The sequence below is a fragment of the Allobosea sp. MMO-172 genome, assembly GCF_037147855.1.
Classification (GTDB): Bacteria; Pseudomonadota; Alphaproteobacteria; order Rhizobiales; family Beijerinckiaceae; genus Allobosea.
On sequence record NZ_JBBCUM010000007.1, the window covers coordinates 175,180 to 191,761 of the forward strand.

Consider the following 16,582-nt stretch of genomic DNA (forward strand, 5'->3'; position numbering starts at 1 on the left):
TCAGCCCAGCAGCGGGAAGAAGGGGCCAAGGCTGATGCCGAGGCGGGAGAAGCCGAGCCAGGCGAGGCTGGCGATCAGCGCGCCGATACCGAGATCGAGCAGCGTCCGGCGCGAACCGAAGGCATGGGTCACCAGCGTGAAGGCCAGCATCGCGCTGAAGGGAAAGCCGAGCCAGCGGATCGTCAGCAAGGGTACGCCGACGCCAGCCAGCGCCATCAGGAAGGCGGGGCGCGAGAACGGCGCCTCTTCCTCATCCTCGCTGTGAGAAGCCAATTGCCCCTTCAGCGCCTGCACGATCAGCAGGAAGCCGAGCAGAACGAGACCGAGCCCGACGGCGAGCACGATCGCGGCCGGCCCGACACCGACATAATTGGTGGTCGAGGCGATGCTGCGCGCGCCATTGAGCCAGAGCGCGCCCATGACCAGGATCGCGAGCCCGAGCCACCAGGGCCGTCCGCCGCCGGACGCTACGGAATCGTTCTTCATCGACGGCATCGCCCTACCCTGCTCTTCACAGCAAAACGCGGGCGGCGCGCTCGCGCGCGCCGCATTGTTCAGGCACGGATTATTTCAGGATGCCGACTTCCTTGAGCGCGCTGGTCCAGTTCGCTTCCTCGCCCTTGAGGAAAGCGTTGAAGGCGTCGCCCGGCAGATAGGCGTCCTCCCAGCCCTGCGTCTTCAGCGTCTCCTTCCACTCCTTGGTGGCGTGGAGCTTGGCGAAGCGGTCGAGCCAGGTCTTCTTGGCGGCGTCGCTCATGCCGGGCGCGCCGACGAAGCCGCGCCAGTTGCCGACCTCGACCGGGATGCCGGCTTCCTTCAGCGTCGGAGCGTTGAGGCCCTCGACCCGCGTCGGGCCGGAGGTCGCGATGATCCGGATACGGCCGGATTCGGCGAAGGCACGGAATTCCGAGGCGCCGGAGATCGCCGCCTTGATCTTGCCGCCGCCGAGCGCGGCCAGGATCTCGCCGCCGGAGAAGGCGACGAAGTTGATCTTCGCGACGGGCGCGCCGGCATGCTTGGCGAGCAGCGCCAGCATGACATGGTCGGCACCACCGGCCGAGCCGCCGCCGACCGAGAGCGCACCGGGATCGGCCTTGAGCGCGGCGATGAAGTCCGCCGGCGTCTTGATCGGCGAGTTCGCAGGCACGGCGATGGCATTGTACTCGTTGGTCAGGCGCAAGAGCGGCGTCGTGTCCTTGAGCGAGACCGGCGTCTGGTTGGTGATGACGCCACCGACCATGATGACGCCGGTGACCAGCAGGGCATTGTCATCGCCCTTGGCGGTGCGGACGAATTCGGCGAGGCCGATCGTGCCGGCGGCACCGCCCTTGTTGGTGAAGGACGCCCCGTCCGTGAAGACCTTGGACTGGGCGAAGGCCGCCATGGTGTGGCGCCCGGCCCCGTCCCAGCCGCCGCCGGGATTGGCGGGGATCATCACCTTGGCCGGCTCAGCCAGGGCCGCACCGGCGCCGAGCCCCAGAGCCAGGACGCCGGCCATCGTCAAACGCTTCAGCATCTTTCATCTCCTCCCGTTGTCGTTACGCCGCTCTTTTCGAGCTGGTCGTTTCTTCTGGTCGTTTCTTGCCGCGTGATCCGCGGTTCGGGCTCCGGCTCGTTCCGGCGCCCCGCTGGCCTCATGCACTGCGCTCGCGCTGGGGCATGCCTTCCGGCGCGATGGTCGCGACGATCGAGGCGTCGAGCGCCTCGTAATCGGCGAGCCCGATCGTCTTGTAGAGCTCGACCCGCGTCTGCATCTGATCGACCATGGCATGCGTCCCGCCGTCGCGAGCGAGCGCCGCGTAAAGCTTTTCCTGCGCCTTGTTGGCGACGCGCAACGAGGAGACCGGCCAGATCACCATGCGGTAGCCCATCGTCTCGAACTCCGAGGCCGTGAAGAAGGGCGTGCGGCCGAACTCGGTCATGTTGGCGAGCAGCGGTACGCCGGGCATGCGGCGGGCGAACTCGCGGAACATCTCGGCCGTGGTCAGCGCCTCCGGGAAGATCGCGTCGGCGCCAGCCTCAAGATAGAGCTTGGCGCGGGCGACCGCGCCGTCGATGCCTTCGCTCGCGGCGGCATCGGTGCGGGCGATGACGTAGAGATGCCGGCGAGCCTTGGCGGCGGCGGCGACCTTCGCCGCCATGTCATGGGCGTCGGCGAGCTTCTTGTCGTTGAGATGGCCGCATTTCTTCGGCAGCAGCTGATCCTCGATATGGACGGCGCCGGCGCCGGCCTCCTCGAAGACGCGGACCATATGCATGACGTTGAGCGCCTCGCCATAGCCGGTATCGCCATCGACCAAGAGCGGCAGGCCCGAGGCCCGCGCGATCTGGCGGATGAAGAAGGCAACCTCGTCGACGGTGATCATGCCGAGATCGGGAATGCCCATCGAGGCGGTCATCGCCGCGCCCGACAGATACAGTCCCTCGAAACCGGCCATCCTGGCCTGAATCGCGGCCATGCCGTTATGGGCGCCGGGAAGCTGGGCGATGCCGCCGCGCTCGACCAGCGCCCGGAAGCGCTGGCCGGCCGGCTCTGACGGAAGATCGGAGGCGACGAGATAGGGCATGGGCGCTCAGTTGCAGTAGAGATCGACGTAGTCGTTGACGGACATCGCTTCGAGCCTGGCCTGATCCAAGGAGACGTCGAGGATCTGGCGCTGGCGCTTCTCGACGAAGCGACGGGCGAGATTGGTGCGGAACTTGGCTTCCAGCAGCGGGATGCCATCAGTGCGGCGACGCTTGTGGCCGATCGGGTATTCCACGACGAGCTCGGGCAGCACCGTGCCATCCTTCAGGGTCACCGTCATGCCGTTGGCGATCGAGCGCTTCTCGGGGTCGTGATAGTCCTTGGTGAAGGCCGGGTCCTCGACGCATTCGATCTTGTCGCGGAGCGCATCGATGCGCGGATCGGCGGCGACATCATCCTCGTAATCGGCGGCGGTGAGGCGGCCGAAGATGAAGGGCACGGCGACCATGTACTGGATCGTGTGGTCGCGGTCGGCCGGATTATGCAGCGGGCCGCGCTTGTCGATGATGCGGATGCAGGCCTCGTGCGTCCTGATCCTGATCGAGGCGATGTCGTCGCTGCTGCGGCCCATCGCCTTGAGCTGGCCGTGCAGGGTCATCGCCGCCTCGACCGCTGTCTGCGAATGGAACTCGGCCGGGTAGGAAATCTTGAACAGCACATGCTCCATCACATAGGAGCCGTAGGGGCGCTGGAACTTGAAGCTCTGGCCGCGAAACGAGGCGTCGTAGAAGCCCCAGGTCTTGGCCGAGAGCGCCGACGGATAGCCCATCTCGCCGGTGCGGGCGATCAGCGCGAGCCGGACGGCGCGGCTGGTGGCGTCGCCCGCCGCCCAGCTCTTGCGCGAGCCGGCATTGGGGGCGTGGCGGTAGGTGCGCAACGCCTGGCCGTCGACGAAGGCGAGCGAGAGCGCGTTGACGATCTCGTCGCGGTCAAGCCCGAGCATGCCGGCGACCACCGCGGTCGAGGCGACCTTGACCAGGATGACATGATCGATGCCGACCTTGTTGAAGGCGTTCTCCAGCGCGAGGCAGCCCTGGATCTCGTGCGCCTTGATCATCGCGGTCAGCACGTCGCGCATCGTCAACGGCGCCTTGCCGGCGGCGACCGCAGTGCGCGAGAGCCAGTCCGCAACCGCGAGGATGCCGCCGAGATTGTCCGACGGGTGGCCCCATTCGGCTGCGAGCCAGCAATCGTTGAAGTCGAGCCAGCGGATCATCGTGCCGAAATTGAACGCCGCCTGGATCGGATCGAGCTGATAGGGCGTGCCCGGCACGCGGGCGCCGTTCGGCACGGTGGTGCCCGGAACGACCGGGCCGAGCAGCTTGGTGCAGGCGGGATATTCGAGCGCCTCCATGCCGCAGCCCATCGTGTCGATCAGGCAGTTGCGGGCGGTCTCGTAGGCGAGGCTGCTCTCGACGCGATAGTTCAGCACGTAATCGGCGATATCGACCAGCACGCCGTCCGGAGCCGGGCGCTCATTGTTGTTGAATGTCGCCATTTTAGGCCGTTCCTCGCATCGATCGCTCGCCTTTTCGTTTTGGCAAGCATTTATTGTCGACACAAATTACATCGACTTGCCCGTTTGACAAGCGGCGCCGGGTCGCTAATCTAAAAATTGTCGACAATCGAACCGGACCGATCGAGAGCCCGGACTGGCGACAGAAGCCCGCCGCCGACAGGCGGGGCCAACAAGACTTTCGGAGGAACGCCATGAGGACAACGATCGCCACCTGCTGCGCGCTGCTGCTCTCGGCAACCGTCCACGCGCAGGACTTCCAGCCGCAGAACCCGGAATGCATCGCGCCGGCCGCGCCCGGCGGCGGCTTCGACCTGACCTGCCGGCTCACCAGCCGCATGCTGAACGAGACAGGGCTGGTCGGCCCCTCGATCCGCACCACCAACATGCCGGGCGGCATCGGCGCCATCGCCTATAACAACATCCAGGCGCAGCGCGCCGCCGACGCCAATGTCATCGTCGCGGTCTCGACCGGTTCATGGGTCAATCTCGCGCAGGGCAAGTTCGGCCGCTTCAGCGAATCCGACGTGCGCTGGCTCGGCGCGATCGGCGCCGATTACGGCGTGCTCGCCGTGCGCAAGGACAGCCGCTTCAAGACGCTGGCCGATGTCGTCGAGGCCCTGAAGAAGGACCCGACCTCGGTGAAGGTCGGCGCCGGCGGCACCGTCGGCAGCCAGGACTGGATGAAGCCGGCGCTCGTGCTGAAGGCGGCCGGCGTCGACCCCCGCAAGATGCGCTATCTCGCCTATGAGGGCGGCGGCGAGGCGATCGGCGCCCTCATAGGCGGCCATATCGACCTCTTCCCCGGCGATGCCTCCGAGGTGCGCGGTCAGTTGGAGGCCGGCGAGATCCGACTGCTCGCGACCTTCTCGGAAAAGCGCCTGCCCGGCGCCTTCGCCGACGTGCCGACCGCCAAGGAACAGGGCTACGACGTGCAATGGCCGATCGTGCGCGGCTTCTATGTCCCGCCGAAGGCGCCAGAAGCGTCCTATGCCTACTGGACGGGCGTGCTGACCAAGCTCAACGCCGATCCGCGCTGGCAGAAGGCGCGCGGCGAGCAAGGCCTGTTCGAGTTCAGCATGGTCGGCGCCGAGTTCGACGCCTTCGCCAAGAAGCGGACCGCCGACTTCCGGGCGCTCGCCGCCGAGGTCGGCCTCGCCAAGTAAGGTCTGAAGCCCTTCGCCACGACAGCGGGACGGGAGGAGATCATGATCGATCGCCTGGTCGGATTGATCTGCGCATTGCTTGGTGCAGGCGCGATCTGGCACGCGCAGACCCTGCATGTGCCCTTCGCGGCCGACCCGGTGGGGCCGCGGATGTTTCCGACGATCATCGGCGGCGTGCTGATCCTGGGCGGATGCATCCTGATGCTGCGCCCGGGGCCGGTGACGATGGAGTTCGGGACATGGCCGCGGGCGCTCGCCGTGCTCGTGGCGAGCCTGATCTATCCGCTGCTCCTGCTGCCGATCGGCTTCATCGCCGCCACGGCCCTGCTCTGCTTCGTGGCGGCGCTCGCCTTCCATGCGCGGCCCCTTCCGGCGGCGGTCTCGGCCGTCGCCACCGCGATCGTCTTCTTCGTGCTGCTCGACAAACTGCTCGACCTGCCGCTGCCACGCGGACCACTGGGGATCTGAGATGGACGCATTCGCCGCCCTCCTCTCCGGCTTCCAGGTCGCGCTCACCCCGCTCAACCTTGCCGTCGCCTTCGCCGGCGTGGCGTTGGGCACCGCGATCGGCGCCCTGCCCGGCGTCGGGCCGATCAACGCGGTCGCGCTGCTGCTGCCACTCTGCTTCGCGCTGAAGCTGCCGCCGGAGACGGCGCTGATCCTGCTCGCCGGGCTCTATTACGGCAGCGGTTATGGCGGCCGCATCTCCTCGATCCTGCTCAACATCCCCGGCGATCCCGGGCTGGTGATGACGACGCTCGACGGCTATCCGCTGGCCAAATCCGGGCGCGGCGCGGCGGCGCTGGCGATCAGCGGCATCGGCAGCTTCGTCGGCGGCACCAGCGCCGTCATCCTGATGACCTTCCTGGCCGTGCCGCTGGCGCGGCTCGCGCTTTCCTTCGGTCCGGCCGACTATGTCGCGTTGATGGTCCTGTCCTTTGCGCTGCTCGGCACGATGAGCGAGGGCAAGGCGGTGAAGACCTGGATCGCGGTGGCGCTCGGGCTGCTCTTCGCCATGGTCGGCGTCGATGGCGGCACCGGCGTCGAGCGCTTCACCTTCGGCTCGCTGGAGCTCTTGGGCGGCATCGACTTCACCAGTCTGACCATCGGCCTCTTCGCCGTCGCCGAGATACTTTTCCTCGCGGAAGGCATGATCAGCGGCGTGGTCTCGCGCACCGGCAACGGCGCGCGCCTGAGCTTCCGCGAGATCGTCTATTGCCTGCCGGCGATGCTGCGCGCGACCGGCCTCGGCTTCTTCCTCGGCGTGCTGCCGGGCACCGGGGCCTCCGTCGCCTCGGCCATGGCCTATACCGCCGAGAAGCGCATCTCCGACAAGGGTACCTTCGGCAAGGGCGACATGCGCGGCCTGGCCGCGCCTGAAACCGCCGACAACGCCGCGCAGACCGGCTCGATGGTGCCGATGCTGGCCCTCGGCATTCCCGGCTCCGGCACCACGGCCGTGATGCTCGGCGCCTTCCTGATGTATTCGATCACGCCCGGCCCGCTGCTGTTCACGCAGCGCCCGGAGGTCGCCTGGGGCCTGATCGCCTCGATGTATATCGGCAACCTGATGCTGCTCGTGCTGAACCTGCCGCTGGTCGGGCTGTTCGCGCGCCTGCTGCTGGTGCCGGCCTGGATCCTCTATCCCGGCATCCTCGCGCTGTCCTATGCCGGGGTCTATGCCGTCTCGAACTCGGCCTTCGAACTGATCATCACCACCGGCATCGGCATCCTCGCTTATATCCTGCGCAAGGTCGGCATACCCTTGATCCCACTGATGCTGGCCTTCGTGCTCGCCCGGCTGCTGGAGGACAATTTCCGCCGGGCGCTGTCCTTGTCGGATGGCGGCTACGAGATCCTGTTCTCGACGCCGACCAGCATCGTGCTCTGGCTGCTGGCGGTGGTCGCGATCGGCCTGCCGTTGATCCGCAAGCCGAAGCTTCATCCCGCCGTTCCGGTGGCCGAAGCCGGCAAGCCGGGCGCCTGAACGGCGCCCGGAACAGCCTCAGATCGCGCGGGTGATGCCGCCGTCGACGCGCAGGTTCTGGCCGGTGATATAGGCCGCGTCCTTCGAGGCGAGGAACGCGATCGTGCCGGCGATCTCGTCGCTGGTGCCGTAGCGCTGCATCGGCACGCCCTGCCGCCGCTCCTCCGTCGCCGGCAGGCTGTCGATCCAGCCCGGCAGCACGTTGTTCATGCGGATGTTGTCGGCCGCATAGGTGTCGGCGAATATCTTGGTGAAGGAGGCGAGCCCCGCCCGGAACACCGCCGAGGTCGGGAACATCAAACTCGGCTCGAAGGCCCAGGCGGTCGAGATGTTGATGATCGAACCGGCCTTCTGCTTCTGCATGATCGGCGTCACCAGGCGCGTCGGGCGGATGGCGTTGAGCAGATAGGTGTCCATGCCGCGATGCCAGTCCTCGTCGGTGATGTCGAGGATCGGCGCGCGCGGCCCGTGGCCGGCGCTGTTGACGAGCACGTCGATGCGACCCCAGCGCTCCAGCGCGAGATCGACGAGGCGCTTCAGATCGTCGTTCGACTGGTTCGAGCCGGTGACGCCGATGCCGCCGAGCTCGGCCGCCAGTGCCTCGCCCTTGCCCGATGAAGAGAGGATAGCGACCGCGAAGCCGTCCTGCGCCAGGCGCTTCGCCGCCGCGGCGCCCATGCCGCTGCCGCCCGCGGTGACGAGAGCCACTTTTTCTACCGACATGCTATCCTCCGGTTCGATGCAGCAGCAGCCAGGGCCGCAGCAGAGTGATGGTCCACTCGCGTTCTAGCATCGGCAGCGCCGCACGGCGAACCAGTTCCGCGCAGTAGAGACAGTAGAAAAACTATCGCATGCCCTCATCCTCCCGTCGCTTGCCGCCCTTGAATGGCCTTCGCGTTTTCGAGGTCGTCTCCCGCCATCTGAACTTCCGGCTGGCCGCCGAGGAGATCGGCGTGACGCAAGGCGCCGTCGCGCAACTGATCCGCGGCCTCGAGGCCGAGCTTGGGCTGAAACTCTTCCTGCGACGCGCCCACGGATTGGAACCGACGGAGGCGGGGCAGCAATATGCCGCCAAAATCCGCCGCGCCTTCGAACTCATCGCGGAAGCGACGCGGGAGCTGCGCGCCGAACCGCAGCGCCTCACGATCAGCGTCACGCCGAGCCTCGCTTCGCGCTGGCTCATTCCGCGCCTTCCCGCCTTCACGGCCGCCCATCCGGCGATCGACCTGCGGATCGTCGCGACCGACCGCCTCTCGAATTTCGAAACGGATGACGTCGACCTCGCAGTCAGGCTCGGGCAGCCGCCATTCGGGCCGGGGCTGAATGCGGAATTGCTGCACGAACAGACCATCATCGCCATCGGCAGCCCCCTGCTCATCGAGAAGCTCGGCGAGCCCGGCGATCCCCGGCATTTCGCGCGCTACCCGTTGCTGCACGATGCCCATGATTTCTGGCCTTCGTTCCTCGGCACGGCGTTTCCGGGCGGCACGCCGGCCTCGGGCCAGAACGTCCGCTTCAACCAGACCTCGCTGGCGGTCGAGGCGGCGATCGCCGGGCAGGGCCTCGCCCTGGCGAGCCTGTTCCTCGTCGCCGACGACATCGCGTCCGGCCGATTGGCCCGCGCGCTGCCGGCGGAACTGCCCGTCGAAGCGGGCTTCCATATCGTCTTCCCGCGCAAGCCGAGGCATCCAGGCCCGGTCGAGGCGGTGTGCCGTTGGCTGATCGAGGCCGCAGCCGGCAACAGCCCCGCCCGGTCGGACCGCACGCCCGGCTCACAACCGGACGCACGCAACGGATAGCCTCAGGCCCGCGCAACAAACTTGCACCCGGCAGGCGGGATTGCAGCGCTTCTTGCGGCACATCTGCACTATCCCTTCGCAACCCCGTGACGCGAGGCCGCTCCGATGTCCAAGCTCGATCTCGATGCCCTGCAATCCGAGATGACCGCGTGGCGCCGCCACCTGCACACGCATCCCGAATTCGGCTTCGAGGAGAAGCGGACGGCGGCCTTTGTCGCCGAAAAGCTACGCGAATTCGGCCTGGACGAGGTCGTCGAGGGCATCGGCGGCACCGGCGTCGTCGGCACGCTCAGGCGCGGCAGTGGCAACCGCGCGATCGCCTTGCGCGCCGACATGGATGCGCTGCGGATCACCGAGCAGGGCGAGCGCCCCTATCGCTCGCAGACGCCCGGCGTAATGCATGCCTGCGGCCATGACGGCCATACCAGCATGCTGCTCGGCGCGGCGAAGCTGCTGGCGAAGGAAGGCGGCTTCGACGGCACCGTGCGCTTCCTGTTCCAGCCGGCCGAGGAATGGGGTCGTGGCGCGCTCGCCATGCTCGACGACGGACTGATGGAGCGCTTTCCCTTCGACGAGATCTACGGCCTGCACAACATGCCGGGCCTCGGCATCGGGCAGTTCCAGACGCGCGCCGGCTCCTTCATGTCGGCCGAGGATAATTTCGAGATCGTGCTGAAGGGCGTCGGCGGCCATGCCGCCAAGCCGCATGCCGGAAGCGAGGTTCTGGTCGCCGCCTGCGCGCTGGTGATGCAGCTCCAGACCATCGTCTCGCGCCGCCTGAGCCCGGCCGATATCGCGGTGGTCTCGGTGACCGAACTCCTGACCGACGGCACCCGCAACGTACTGCCGGGAACGGCCCGCATCCTCGGCGACGCCCGCAGCTTCCGCCCCGAGGTCAGCGCCGCGATCGAGCGCCAGATGGGCGTCATCGCGCGCGGCACGGCCGAGAGCTACAACCTCGCTTGCGAACTGACCTATACGCGCGAATTCGTGCCGCTGGTGAATGACACGGCGCTCTCGCAGGAAGCGCTCGCCGCCGCGCGGGCCGTGCTGGGTGACGACAATGTCGCGGTCGCTGCGGAGCCGATGACGGGCTCTGAGGATTTCGCCCGCTTCCTCGACCATGTGCCCGGCTGCTTCGCCTATGTCGGCAATGGCGAGGGCTCTGCGCCGCTGCACAATGCGTCCTATGATTTCGACGATCGCGGGCTGATCCACGGCGCGCGGTTCCATGCCGGAATCGTCAGGCACAGGCTGCCCGCCGGCTGAGCTTCGGCCGACGAGAGACGAACGCTCTCCTGCGGCACGCTCTCGGGGAAGAGCCTTCCGAACATTCCCCGATCTATGGAGCCAAACACTCCGCCGGCCGGCGTAGAGATGAGCCCGAACTCGCCTCACCGGCTGTCGAACAGGCTCATGATTCAAGATTCAGGCGCGCTTCGGCCGGCGCACGGCCCGCAGCGCGTTCTTGCCGGCATCGCCGCAATAGAACAGGCCGGCGCCATCCGACTCCATCCCGGACAGACCCACGCCCGGAGGCATCGCGAGCGCGTCCAGGCCCTTGCCGGTGGCGGGATCGATCCGGCGCAATTCGCTTTCGCCGTCTTCCCAGGTGCCGTGCCACAACTCGCCCTCGACCCAGGTCACGCCGGTGACGAAGCGGTTGGTCTCGATGCTGCGCAGCACCTTGCCGGTGGCCGGGTCGATCTGGTGGATCTTGCGCTCGCGATAATGGCCGACCCAGAGCGAGCCCTCGGCCCAGGCGAGGCCGGAATCGCCGCCCTTGCCCGGCGCGGGGATCGTGCCCAGCACCGAGCCGGTCCGCGGATCGATCTTCTGGATACGGTCCTCGGCGATCTGGAAGAGATGCGTGCCGTCGAAGGCCGTGCCGGCATGGGCGGCCACGTCGATGGTGCGGGTGACCTCGCCGCTCGCGACATCGAGCGCGTTCAGCCTGTCCCCGGAGGCGAACCAGACATTGGCGCCGTCGAAGCTGACGCCATGGACCTTCTCGACGCCCGGGAACGGGCCGTAGGTGCGGGTGATTTCGGCAGCGGGTATGGTCATCGCTTGGCTCCTGCGTCTGTCGTGATGCCGGACCCTAGCCATCCGGCCAGGACACCGGGAGTAACAAACTCGTCGCGAAACCCGGCATCGGCGGCATCACCCAGCGGCGTGCCCGCGCCTGCCCGAAGAACTGGACCTTGCCGGCTTCGGCGAGCGCATCCAGCGCGCGCTGGACACTGCGCTGACTTGAACCGAGCGCCAGCGCCAGGGCGGAGCTCGACCATGTCTCGCCATCGGCCATGAGGGCGAGCACCGTGGCATGCTTTTCCTCGACCGGGCGCGCCAGCACCGCGATCCCCGTCGCGCGGCGCGGCGCGATGACGAAGCCGCGCTCGGTCGCGCTGATCCGGGCCAGCGGCCGCAGCGCCGCGCGCAGCCGGCCGATCTCGACACGCAATCGCGCCCGATATGTTTCATCGGTGAAGCGCGAGCCGAAGGCTTGCGCGATCAGCACTTCGCGCGGCGCATCTTGCGGCCAGGCCTCGGCCAGCGCCCGCAGCAGGGCGAACAGCACAGGCCGCGTGGCCAGCGAAACCGACCTGTCCCGGTCGCGTGCGGCATGGCGGCAGGCATCGACGATCAAAGCCTGCGAACTCTGCAGGTCCTCGACCTCGTCGAGCAAGAGCGGGCGTGCGGCGCCGTCAGCGATCAATCGCGCGGCCGGCTCGTCGAGCAGGCGGCGGGCGGCGCCGACCTCGGCGATCAGCGCGGGAATGCCGGCTCGTCCGGCGGCATCACGCGCGCCTTCCAATGCAACCCGGGCAGCGCGGGCTTCCATCCGGCGCAAGGCGATCCCGGCGCTTGCCAACCCGTGGATGGCGCGCAGCGCGGCGGGCAGGCGCGCCGGGTCGATACCGGCAAGGCGCTCGCCCGCATGGCCGAGCCGGCCGATCAGCAGCAGCCGGCGAATGTCGAGCAGGCGCGCATGGGCGGCATTCGCGCGGTCGTCATGGGCTTCGAGCACCGAAGCTGCCTCATCGAGCCTTCCGGGCGCCCAGCCGAGATCGCGCGCGGCCAGGGCGACTTCCGCCTCGGCGACGGTGCAGCGCGCCCGCGCGACCGCCTCCCTTGGCCCGAAGGCGCGGCCGGCGCGGCGCAGCAAAGCCTTGGCACGGGCGAAATCGCCGAGCTGCGCCATGGCGATGCCGCGCAGCGCCAAAGCGGGCGCATCGTCGCGCAAGGCGACCCGGTTCAGCGCCCCCAACGGATCGCCCGCAGCGAGCGCGCGGGCCGCCGCCGTGATCAGCGAGTCCATCGGAATCCCGCCAAACTTGTCACTCCCACCGTCTGCCGCCTCCGCCTTACCACCGATCGCGACGCCGCATCGAGTGTCGAAGCGGTGCGGACATCCGACGACAGGAGTGAAACACCATGACCAGTCATGCGATCGGAACACGCGAGGAATGGCTCGCCGCCCGGCTCGAACTGCTGGAGGCCGAGAAGGCCTATACACGGCAGGGCGACGCGCTGGCCGAGCGGCGGCAGGCCCTGCCCTGGGTCAAGGTCGAGAAGGACTATCTCTTCCAGACCGAGCAGGGCGACGCCTCACTCACCGACCTTTTCCAGGGGCGCTCGCAACTCCTCGTCTATCATTTCATGTTCGGGCCGGACTACACGGCCGGCTGCCCGTCCTGCTCGGCGATCGCCGACGGGTTCAACGGCTCGACCACCCATCTCGCCAATCACGACGTGATGCTCTGGGCGATCTCGCGGGCGCCGCTCGACAAGCTCCTCGCCTTCCGCGAGCGGATGGGCTGGAGCTTCCCCTGGGCCTCGGCCGGCCAGACCGACTTCAATTTCGACTACAACGTCTCCTTCACCGAGATGCAGGAGCGGACGCAGGGCATCGACTACAATTTCCGCCACAAGCCGAAATTCGAGTGGCGGACCTCCGGCAACGAGATCGAGCGTTCGCTCGCCGCAATGTCGGGCGTGGACGTGCCGACCTATCACCGCGACCGGCCGGGGATGAGCGCCTTCATCCGCGAGGGCGGCGCGATCTACCACACCTATTCCAGCTATTCGCGCGGCGTGGACGGCGTCTGGGGCATGTATGCCTGGCTCGACCGGGCGCCGAAGGGCCGCAACGAGGCGGAAGGCCCGTGGTGGCTCCATCGCGACCGCTACGCCCCCCGCCAAGCTGCGTCGTGAGCGCAGCTGGAACAGGTGTCGAAACGGGTTCCGCGTCCGGTCGAGAGGCCGGGCGCGGGGCCCAATTCGTCTTCTTCGGAACAGCCGGACTGCTTTTCGCAGCGGCAACGACCGTCACGATCCTGTCCGGCGCGGCGATGGAGACGATGGGCGCCGTGCCGATGGCCGGCGGCTGGCTGCTTTCGGGTATCTGGCTGCCGCTCTGCGGCCAGTCCTGGCTCGATACCGCCACCTGCTTCCTCGGCATGTGGTTCGTGATGACGGTCGCGATGATGCTGCCCTCGCTGACGCCCGTGCTGTGGCGCTATCGGGGAACGGTATTTGCGGCTGGCACGAGCCGACCCGGCTGCTTCGCGGCCCTGGTCGGCACCAGCTACTTCGCTGTCTGGACCGGCCTCGGCCTTCTTGTCTTCCTCACTGGTGCGGCGCTGGCACAGGCCGCGATACTCTGGCCCGCGCTTGGGCGTCTCGGCCCGATCGCAGGCGGCCTTCTCGTCCTGATCGCGGGGGTCGCACAATTTTCCCGCTGGAAGGCACAGCTCCTCGCGAGCTGCCGCGTTGCCTCCCCCCAAGCATCACATGCGTGGTCTGCTCCATTATCGGCGCTGCGGGCCGGCGCGCTCCTCGGGTTGCGCTGCTGCGCCTCCTGCATCGGGCCCATGGCGGTCCTGATCGCGGGCGGTGTCATGGACCTGCCGTTGATGATCGGCGTGACGATCGCCGTCACGGCGGAGCGCCTGCTGCCGGCGAAAGCCCGGACTGCCGAAGCGACCGGCGTGTTCATGGCCGCCCCCGGCCTTCTCCTGCTCGCGCAGGCCCTCCGATGAGTTCGAAAGCTCAGCCCAGCGCCGGAACGGCGCAGCCTATCACGCTGCCGGCAAAGCTCCTTGACGCAGCGCAAATTCGTTGCTTCATTCATCTAAAGCATCAAGCAGCGAAGTTGATGCATGAAAGGGATTGCCATGGCCCAACCCGCCAACCCTGAGGCGTCTCCCTGGCTCGGCGCCATATCGGCCGCCGCACAGTCGCGCAGCAACATCTTCGAGATGAGCCGGCAGGCCGAGAACGCCGTCATCGATCCGCGCGATCCCGGCGGCTTCCCCTCGCCCTGGCGCCGCGCGATCTCGGCCCGGATCGCGCTTCAGAACGCCTTGCCGGAGCTGGCCGCGCACTACCTCGCCGGCGTGACCGAGCCGGCACTGCGCATCCTCGCCGACCCCACCGAAGCGGGACGCGACGACCGCGAACGCAGCGTCATTACCTTCATGGACCGGGTCGCGACCCAGCCGCGGGCCGTGCAGGCCGAGGAGATCGAGGGGCTCAAGGCAGCCGGCGTGGCCGAGGCCGATATCGTGCGGCTCTGCGAACTCAACGCCTTCATGAGCTACCAGTGCCGCGTCCTTGCCGGGCTCGCCGTTCTCAAGGGAGCCTCCGCATGAGCCGGGTCGTGCATCGCTTCACCCGCAACGTGCCGGACTGGCAGCCGCGAGTGACCCCGGTCGATCTCGCCAAGGCAAGCCCCGAGCAGCTCGAGGCGCTGAAGGTCACGCCGTCCAACACCAAGGTCTCGGATTACGTGCTGGTGCTGGCGCATGATCCGGAGACCCTCAACGTGCGCTCGCCGCTGTTCAACGGCATCATGTACGATCCCGGCGGATTGAGCCGGGCCGAGCGCGAGCTCGGGGCGATCGGCGCATCGGTGGTCAATCGCTGCATCTACTGCGCCGCCGTGCATGCCGCGCGCCATGCCCAGCTCAGCAAGGACACCGCCGTCACCGACGAATTGTTCGCCAATGGCGAGAAGGCCAAGCTCGGCCCGCGCGACCAGGCGATCTTCGACTATTCCGTCAAGCTCTCGCAATCGCCGCCGGCCGTGACCGAGGCCGACACCACCCGCCTGCGCGAGGCTGGACTGGACGAAGCCGAGATCGTCGATCTCATCCTGTCCACGGCCCTGTTCGGCTGGGCCAACCGGCTGATGCACATCCTCGGCGATCCGGTCCGCAAAGACGGGTGAGATGAGCCGTCTCAAGATCCTCGAAGCCTATCTGCAGGTCGCCTCGCTCGGCAGCGTCACGGCGGCGGCGAAGCATCTGGGCGTGTCCCAGCCTTCGGTCAGCCGCATGATCCAGGAGCTGGAGCGCGATCTCGGCCAGCCGCTGTTCGAGCGCGTCGGCCAACGGCTGGTGCTGACGCAGAAGGGCATGGTGCTGCGCGACGATGTCGAGCGGGCGCTGGCCGGCTTCGTGAATCTATGGGAGCGCGCCCGTGAGGTGATCGGCGAGGCCGAGCCGCCGATCCGGATATCGGCGGTGTCGTCGCTCGCCTTCGGCCTGCTCACCGATGCCTGGAATGGGGCGGATGCGCCGCGGCTCGCGATCGAGGTCGAGAACCCCGACCGCGTGCAGAACGCGGTGATCTCCGGCAATGCGCAGCTCGGCGCCACCAGCGCGCCTTTGCTGCATCGCGACCTCGCGCTCGAATGGCTGGGCACCGCTCCTTGCGTGCTCGCCGTGCCCGAGACCGATCCGCTCGCCCGCAGTGAGGGGCCGATCGATCTCAGTGCCCTCTCCGGGCGGGACCTCGTCGGCATGTCCCTGCGCCGGGGCGTGCCGGCGCGCATCCGCGCGGCGCTCACTGCGGCCAGCGTCGATGTCCGGGTCAGGGTCCGCACGACCTCGACCATGAACGTGCTCTCCTTCATCCGGGCCGGGGCCGGCGTCGCCATCTGTAGCGCGAACTTTCAAATGGCAACGCGCGAACAATCAAATGGCAACAGATTGAGTTTCAATCACTCACCGGCGGTGGGGTAGCCCGTCTTCTCAATCCACGCTCCGCCACTAGTTTCCCCCTACGCCGCGCCTGCTCCATATCCCGGTCGTCAAGCATGGGGATGAGCTTGGCGAGCTCGTGGTTAGGGCCAAGGCCGTACTGTTTGCGGATGCTGACTGCCAATGCCCATGCGGCCAGCCCCAGCCGCTTCGCCTCGGTGTTGCCTATCCAATAGCCGGTCTCCCTCTCCTCTAGATCGCAAGCCGCTTGGGCCAGCTCGACCTCGGCAGCGAAGCTCAAAACCCGGAAAGAGAGCGCCGTATCGAAGTTCTTCCAGTTTATGTCGGCTGGGAGCGGATCGGGTACGGGGAGGCTTTCCAGCGTTTGCTCCCGACTGAAGGCGATCTCAGTCTCGGTGAGGTGTGCTTCAGCCTGCTGGACGTACCGTTCGAGCATCACAACACATCGAACGGCTGAATAAGCATTGTCCGACCGTCGACCAAAATAGCTCGTCGCAATGTCGACGCCAGTTTTCAGCGCTTGATTGGCCACTGCGGCAGCCACGCCTCCAACGCCTGCGATCTTTAGAATCGCGTC

At 67.6% G+C, this 16,582-nt stretch carries 18 protein-coding genes; 10 read left to right on the top strand and 8 right to left on the bottom strand.

The genetic code is table 11. From position 1 onward, the window contains the following. The 4 genes from WFK61_RS12805 to WFK61_RS12820 form a co-directional block, all read right to left on the bottom strand. A complete protein-coding gene (locus WFK61_RS12805; protein WP_336812174.1) occupies nucleotides 1-486 on the bottom strand; it encodes a tripartite tricarboxylate transporter TctB family protein in 486 nt (161 codons plus the stop codon). 79 nt (nucleotides 487-565) lie between these two features. Continuing rightward, nucleotides 566-1,516 carry a Bug family tripartite tricarboxylate transporter substrate binding protein gene (locus tag WFK61_RS12810; RefSeq protein ID WP_336812176.1) on the bottom strand — a complete coding sequence of 317 codons (951 nt, stop codon included), beginning with the start codon at nucleotides 1,514-1,516 and terminating at the stop codon, nucleotides 566-568. Between the two features lie 118 nt (nucleotides 1,517-1,634). Continuing rightward, nucleotides 1,635-2,567 carry a methylisocitrate lyase gene (prpB, locus tag WFK61_RS12815; RefSeq protein ID WP_336812178.1) on the bottom strand — a complete coding sequence of 311 codons (933 nt, stop codon included), beginning with the start codon at nucleotides 2,565-2,567 and terminating at the stop codon, nucleotides 1,635-1,637. Between the two features lie 6 nt (nucleotides 2,568-2,573). Beyond that, nucleotides 2,574-4,025, bottom strand: a complete 1,452-nt coding sequence (locus tag WFK61_RS12820) for a bifunctional 2-methylcitrate dehydratase/aconitate hydratase (protein WP_336812179.1) — start codon at nucleotides 4,023-4,025, stop codon at nucleotides 2,574-2,576. Nucleotides 4,026-4,237: 212 nt separating this feature from the next. Here WFK61_RS12820 and WFK61_RS12825 point away from each other — a divergent pair, with 212 nt between their 5' ends. From WFK61_RS12825 to WFK61_RS12835, 3 genes are read left to right on the top strand one after another with little or no spacing between them, the layout of a single operon-like run. After that, a complete protein-coding gene (locus WFK61_RS12825; protein WP_336812180.1) occupies nucleotides 4,238-5,209 on the top strand; it encodes a Bug family tripartite tricarboxylate transporter substrate binding protein in 972 nt (323 codons plus the stop codon). A 42-nt stretch (nucleotides 5,210-5,251) separates the two neighbouring features. Next, nucleotides 5,252-5,677: a tripartite tricarboxylate transporter TctB family protein gene (locus tag WFK61_RS12830; protein ID WP_336812181.1), complete on the top strand. Its 426-nt coding sequence runs from the start codon at nucleotides 5,252-5,254 to the stop codon at nucleotides 5,675-5,677. Between the two features lies 1 nt (nucleotide 5,678). Beyond that, nucleotides 5,679-7,196 (top strand): tripartite tricarboxylate transporter permease, encoded by a 1,518-nt coding sequence (locus WFK61_RS12835; RefSeq protein WP_336812183.1) that lies wholly within the window; start codon nucleotides 5,679-5,681, stop codon nucleotides 7,194-7,196. 18 nt (nucleotides 7,197-7,214) lie between these two features. On the opposite strand, the gene WFK61_RS12840 is transcribed toward WFK61_RS12835, so the two are convergent. Further along, a complete protein-coding gene (locus tag WFK61_RS12840) occupies nucleotides 7,215-7,919 on the bottom strand; it encodes an SDR family oxidoreductase (RefSeq protein WP_336812184.1) in 705 nt (234 codons plus the stop codon). 128 nt (nucleotides 7,920-8,047) lie between these two features. Here WFK61_RS12840 and WFK61_RS12845 point away from each other — a divergent pair, with 128 nt between their 5' ends. Continuing rightward, nucleotides 8,048-8,995, top strand: coding sequence for a LysR substrate-binding domain-containing protein (locus tag WFK61_RS12845; protein WP_336812186.1), 948 nt, complete (start codon nucleotides 8,048-8,050; stop codon nucleotides 8,993-8,995). Nucleotides 8,996-9,100: 105 nt separating this feature from the next. After that, the gene (locus WFK61_RS12850) at nucleotides 9,101-10,264 is read left to right on the top strand and encodes a M20 aminoacylase family protein (RefSeq protein ID WP_336812188.1); all 1,164 of its coding nucleotides are present in this window, start codon (nucleotides 9,101-9,103) and stop codon (nucleotides 10,262-10,264) included. Nucleotides 10,265-10,423: 159 nt separating this feature from the next. Here the strand turns inward: WFK61_RS12850 and WFK61_RS12855 are convergent, their stop codons facing one another. Both WFK61_RS12855 and WFK61_RS12860 read right to left on the bottom strand, forming a co-directional pair. Further along, nucleotides 10,424-11,062, bottom strand: a complete 639-nt coding sequence (locus tag WFK61_RS12855; RefSeq protein WP_336812190.1) for a Vgb family protein — start codon at nucleotides 11,060-11,062, stop codon at nucleotides 10,424-10,426. 34 nt (nucleotides 11,063-11,096) lie between these two features. Beyond that, nucleotides 11,097-12,317, bottom strand: coding sequence for a helix-turn-helix domain-containing protein (locus WFK61_RS12860; RefSeq protein WP_336812192.1), 1,221 nt, complete (start codon nucleotides 12,315-12,317; stop codon nucleotides 11,097-11,099). Nucleotides 12,318-12,433: 116 nt separating this feature from the next. Between WFK61_RS12860 and WFK61_RS12865 the strand changes: the two genes are divergently transcribed. From WFK61_RS12865 to WFK61_RS12885, 5 genes are all read left to right on the top strand, one after another. Beyond that, a complete protein-coding gene (locus WFK61_RS12865) occupies nucleotides 12,434-13,213 on the top strand; it encodes a DUF899 domain-containing protein (RefSeq protein WP_336812194.1) in 780 nt (259 codons plus the stop codon). Nucleotides 13,214-13,350: 137 nt separating this feature from the next. Further along, nucleotides 13,351-14,040 carry a DUF2182 domain-containing protein gene (locus WFK61_RS12870; protein ID WP_336812196.1) on the top strand — a complete coding sequence of 230 codons (690 nt, stop codon included), beginning with the start codon at nucleotides 13,351-13,353 and terminating at the stop codon, nucleotides 14,038-14,040. Between the two features lie 135 nt (nucleotides 14,041-14,175). Continuing rightward, nucleotides 14,176-14,652 carry a hypothetical protein gene (locus WFK61_RS12875; protein ID WP_336812198.1) on the top strand — a complete coding sequence of 159 codons (477 nt, stop codon included), beginning with the start codon at nucleotides 14,176-14,178 and terminating at the stop codon, nucleotides 14,650-14,652. After that, nucleotides 14,649-15,230 (top strand): peroxidase-related enzyme, encoded by a 582-nt coding sequence (locus WFK61_RS12880; protein ID WP_336812200.1) that lies wholly within the window; start codon nucleotides 14,649-14,651, stop codon nucleotides 15,228-15,230. Before WFK61_RS12875 ends, WFK61_RS12880 begins: the two co-directional genes overlap by 4 nt. Nucleotide 15,231: 1 nt before the next feature. Next, nucleotides 15,232-16,026, top strand: a complete 795-nt coding sequence (locus tag WFK61_RS12885) for a LysR family transcriptional regulator (protein ID WP_336812201.1) — start codon at nucleotides 15,232-15,234, stop codon at nucleotides 16,024-16,026. Here WFK61_RS12885 and WFK61_RS12890 read toward each other — a convergent pair. Further along, nucleotides 16,001-16,549 (bottom strand): hypothetical protein, encoded by a 549-nt coding sequence (locus tag WFK61_RS12890; protein ID WP_336812203.1) that lies wholly within the window; start codon nucleotides 16,547-16,549, stop codon nucleotides 16,001-16,003. The genes WFK61_RS12885 and WFK61_RS12890 overlap by 26 nt on opposite strands. Nucleotides 16,550-16,582: the final 33 nt, after the last annotated feature.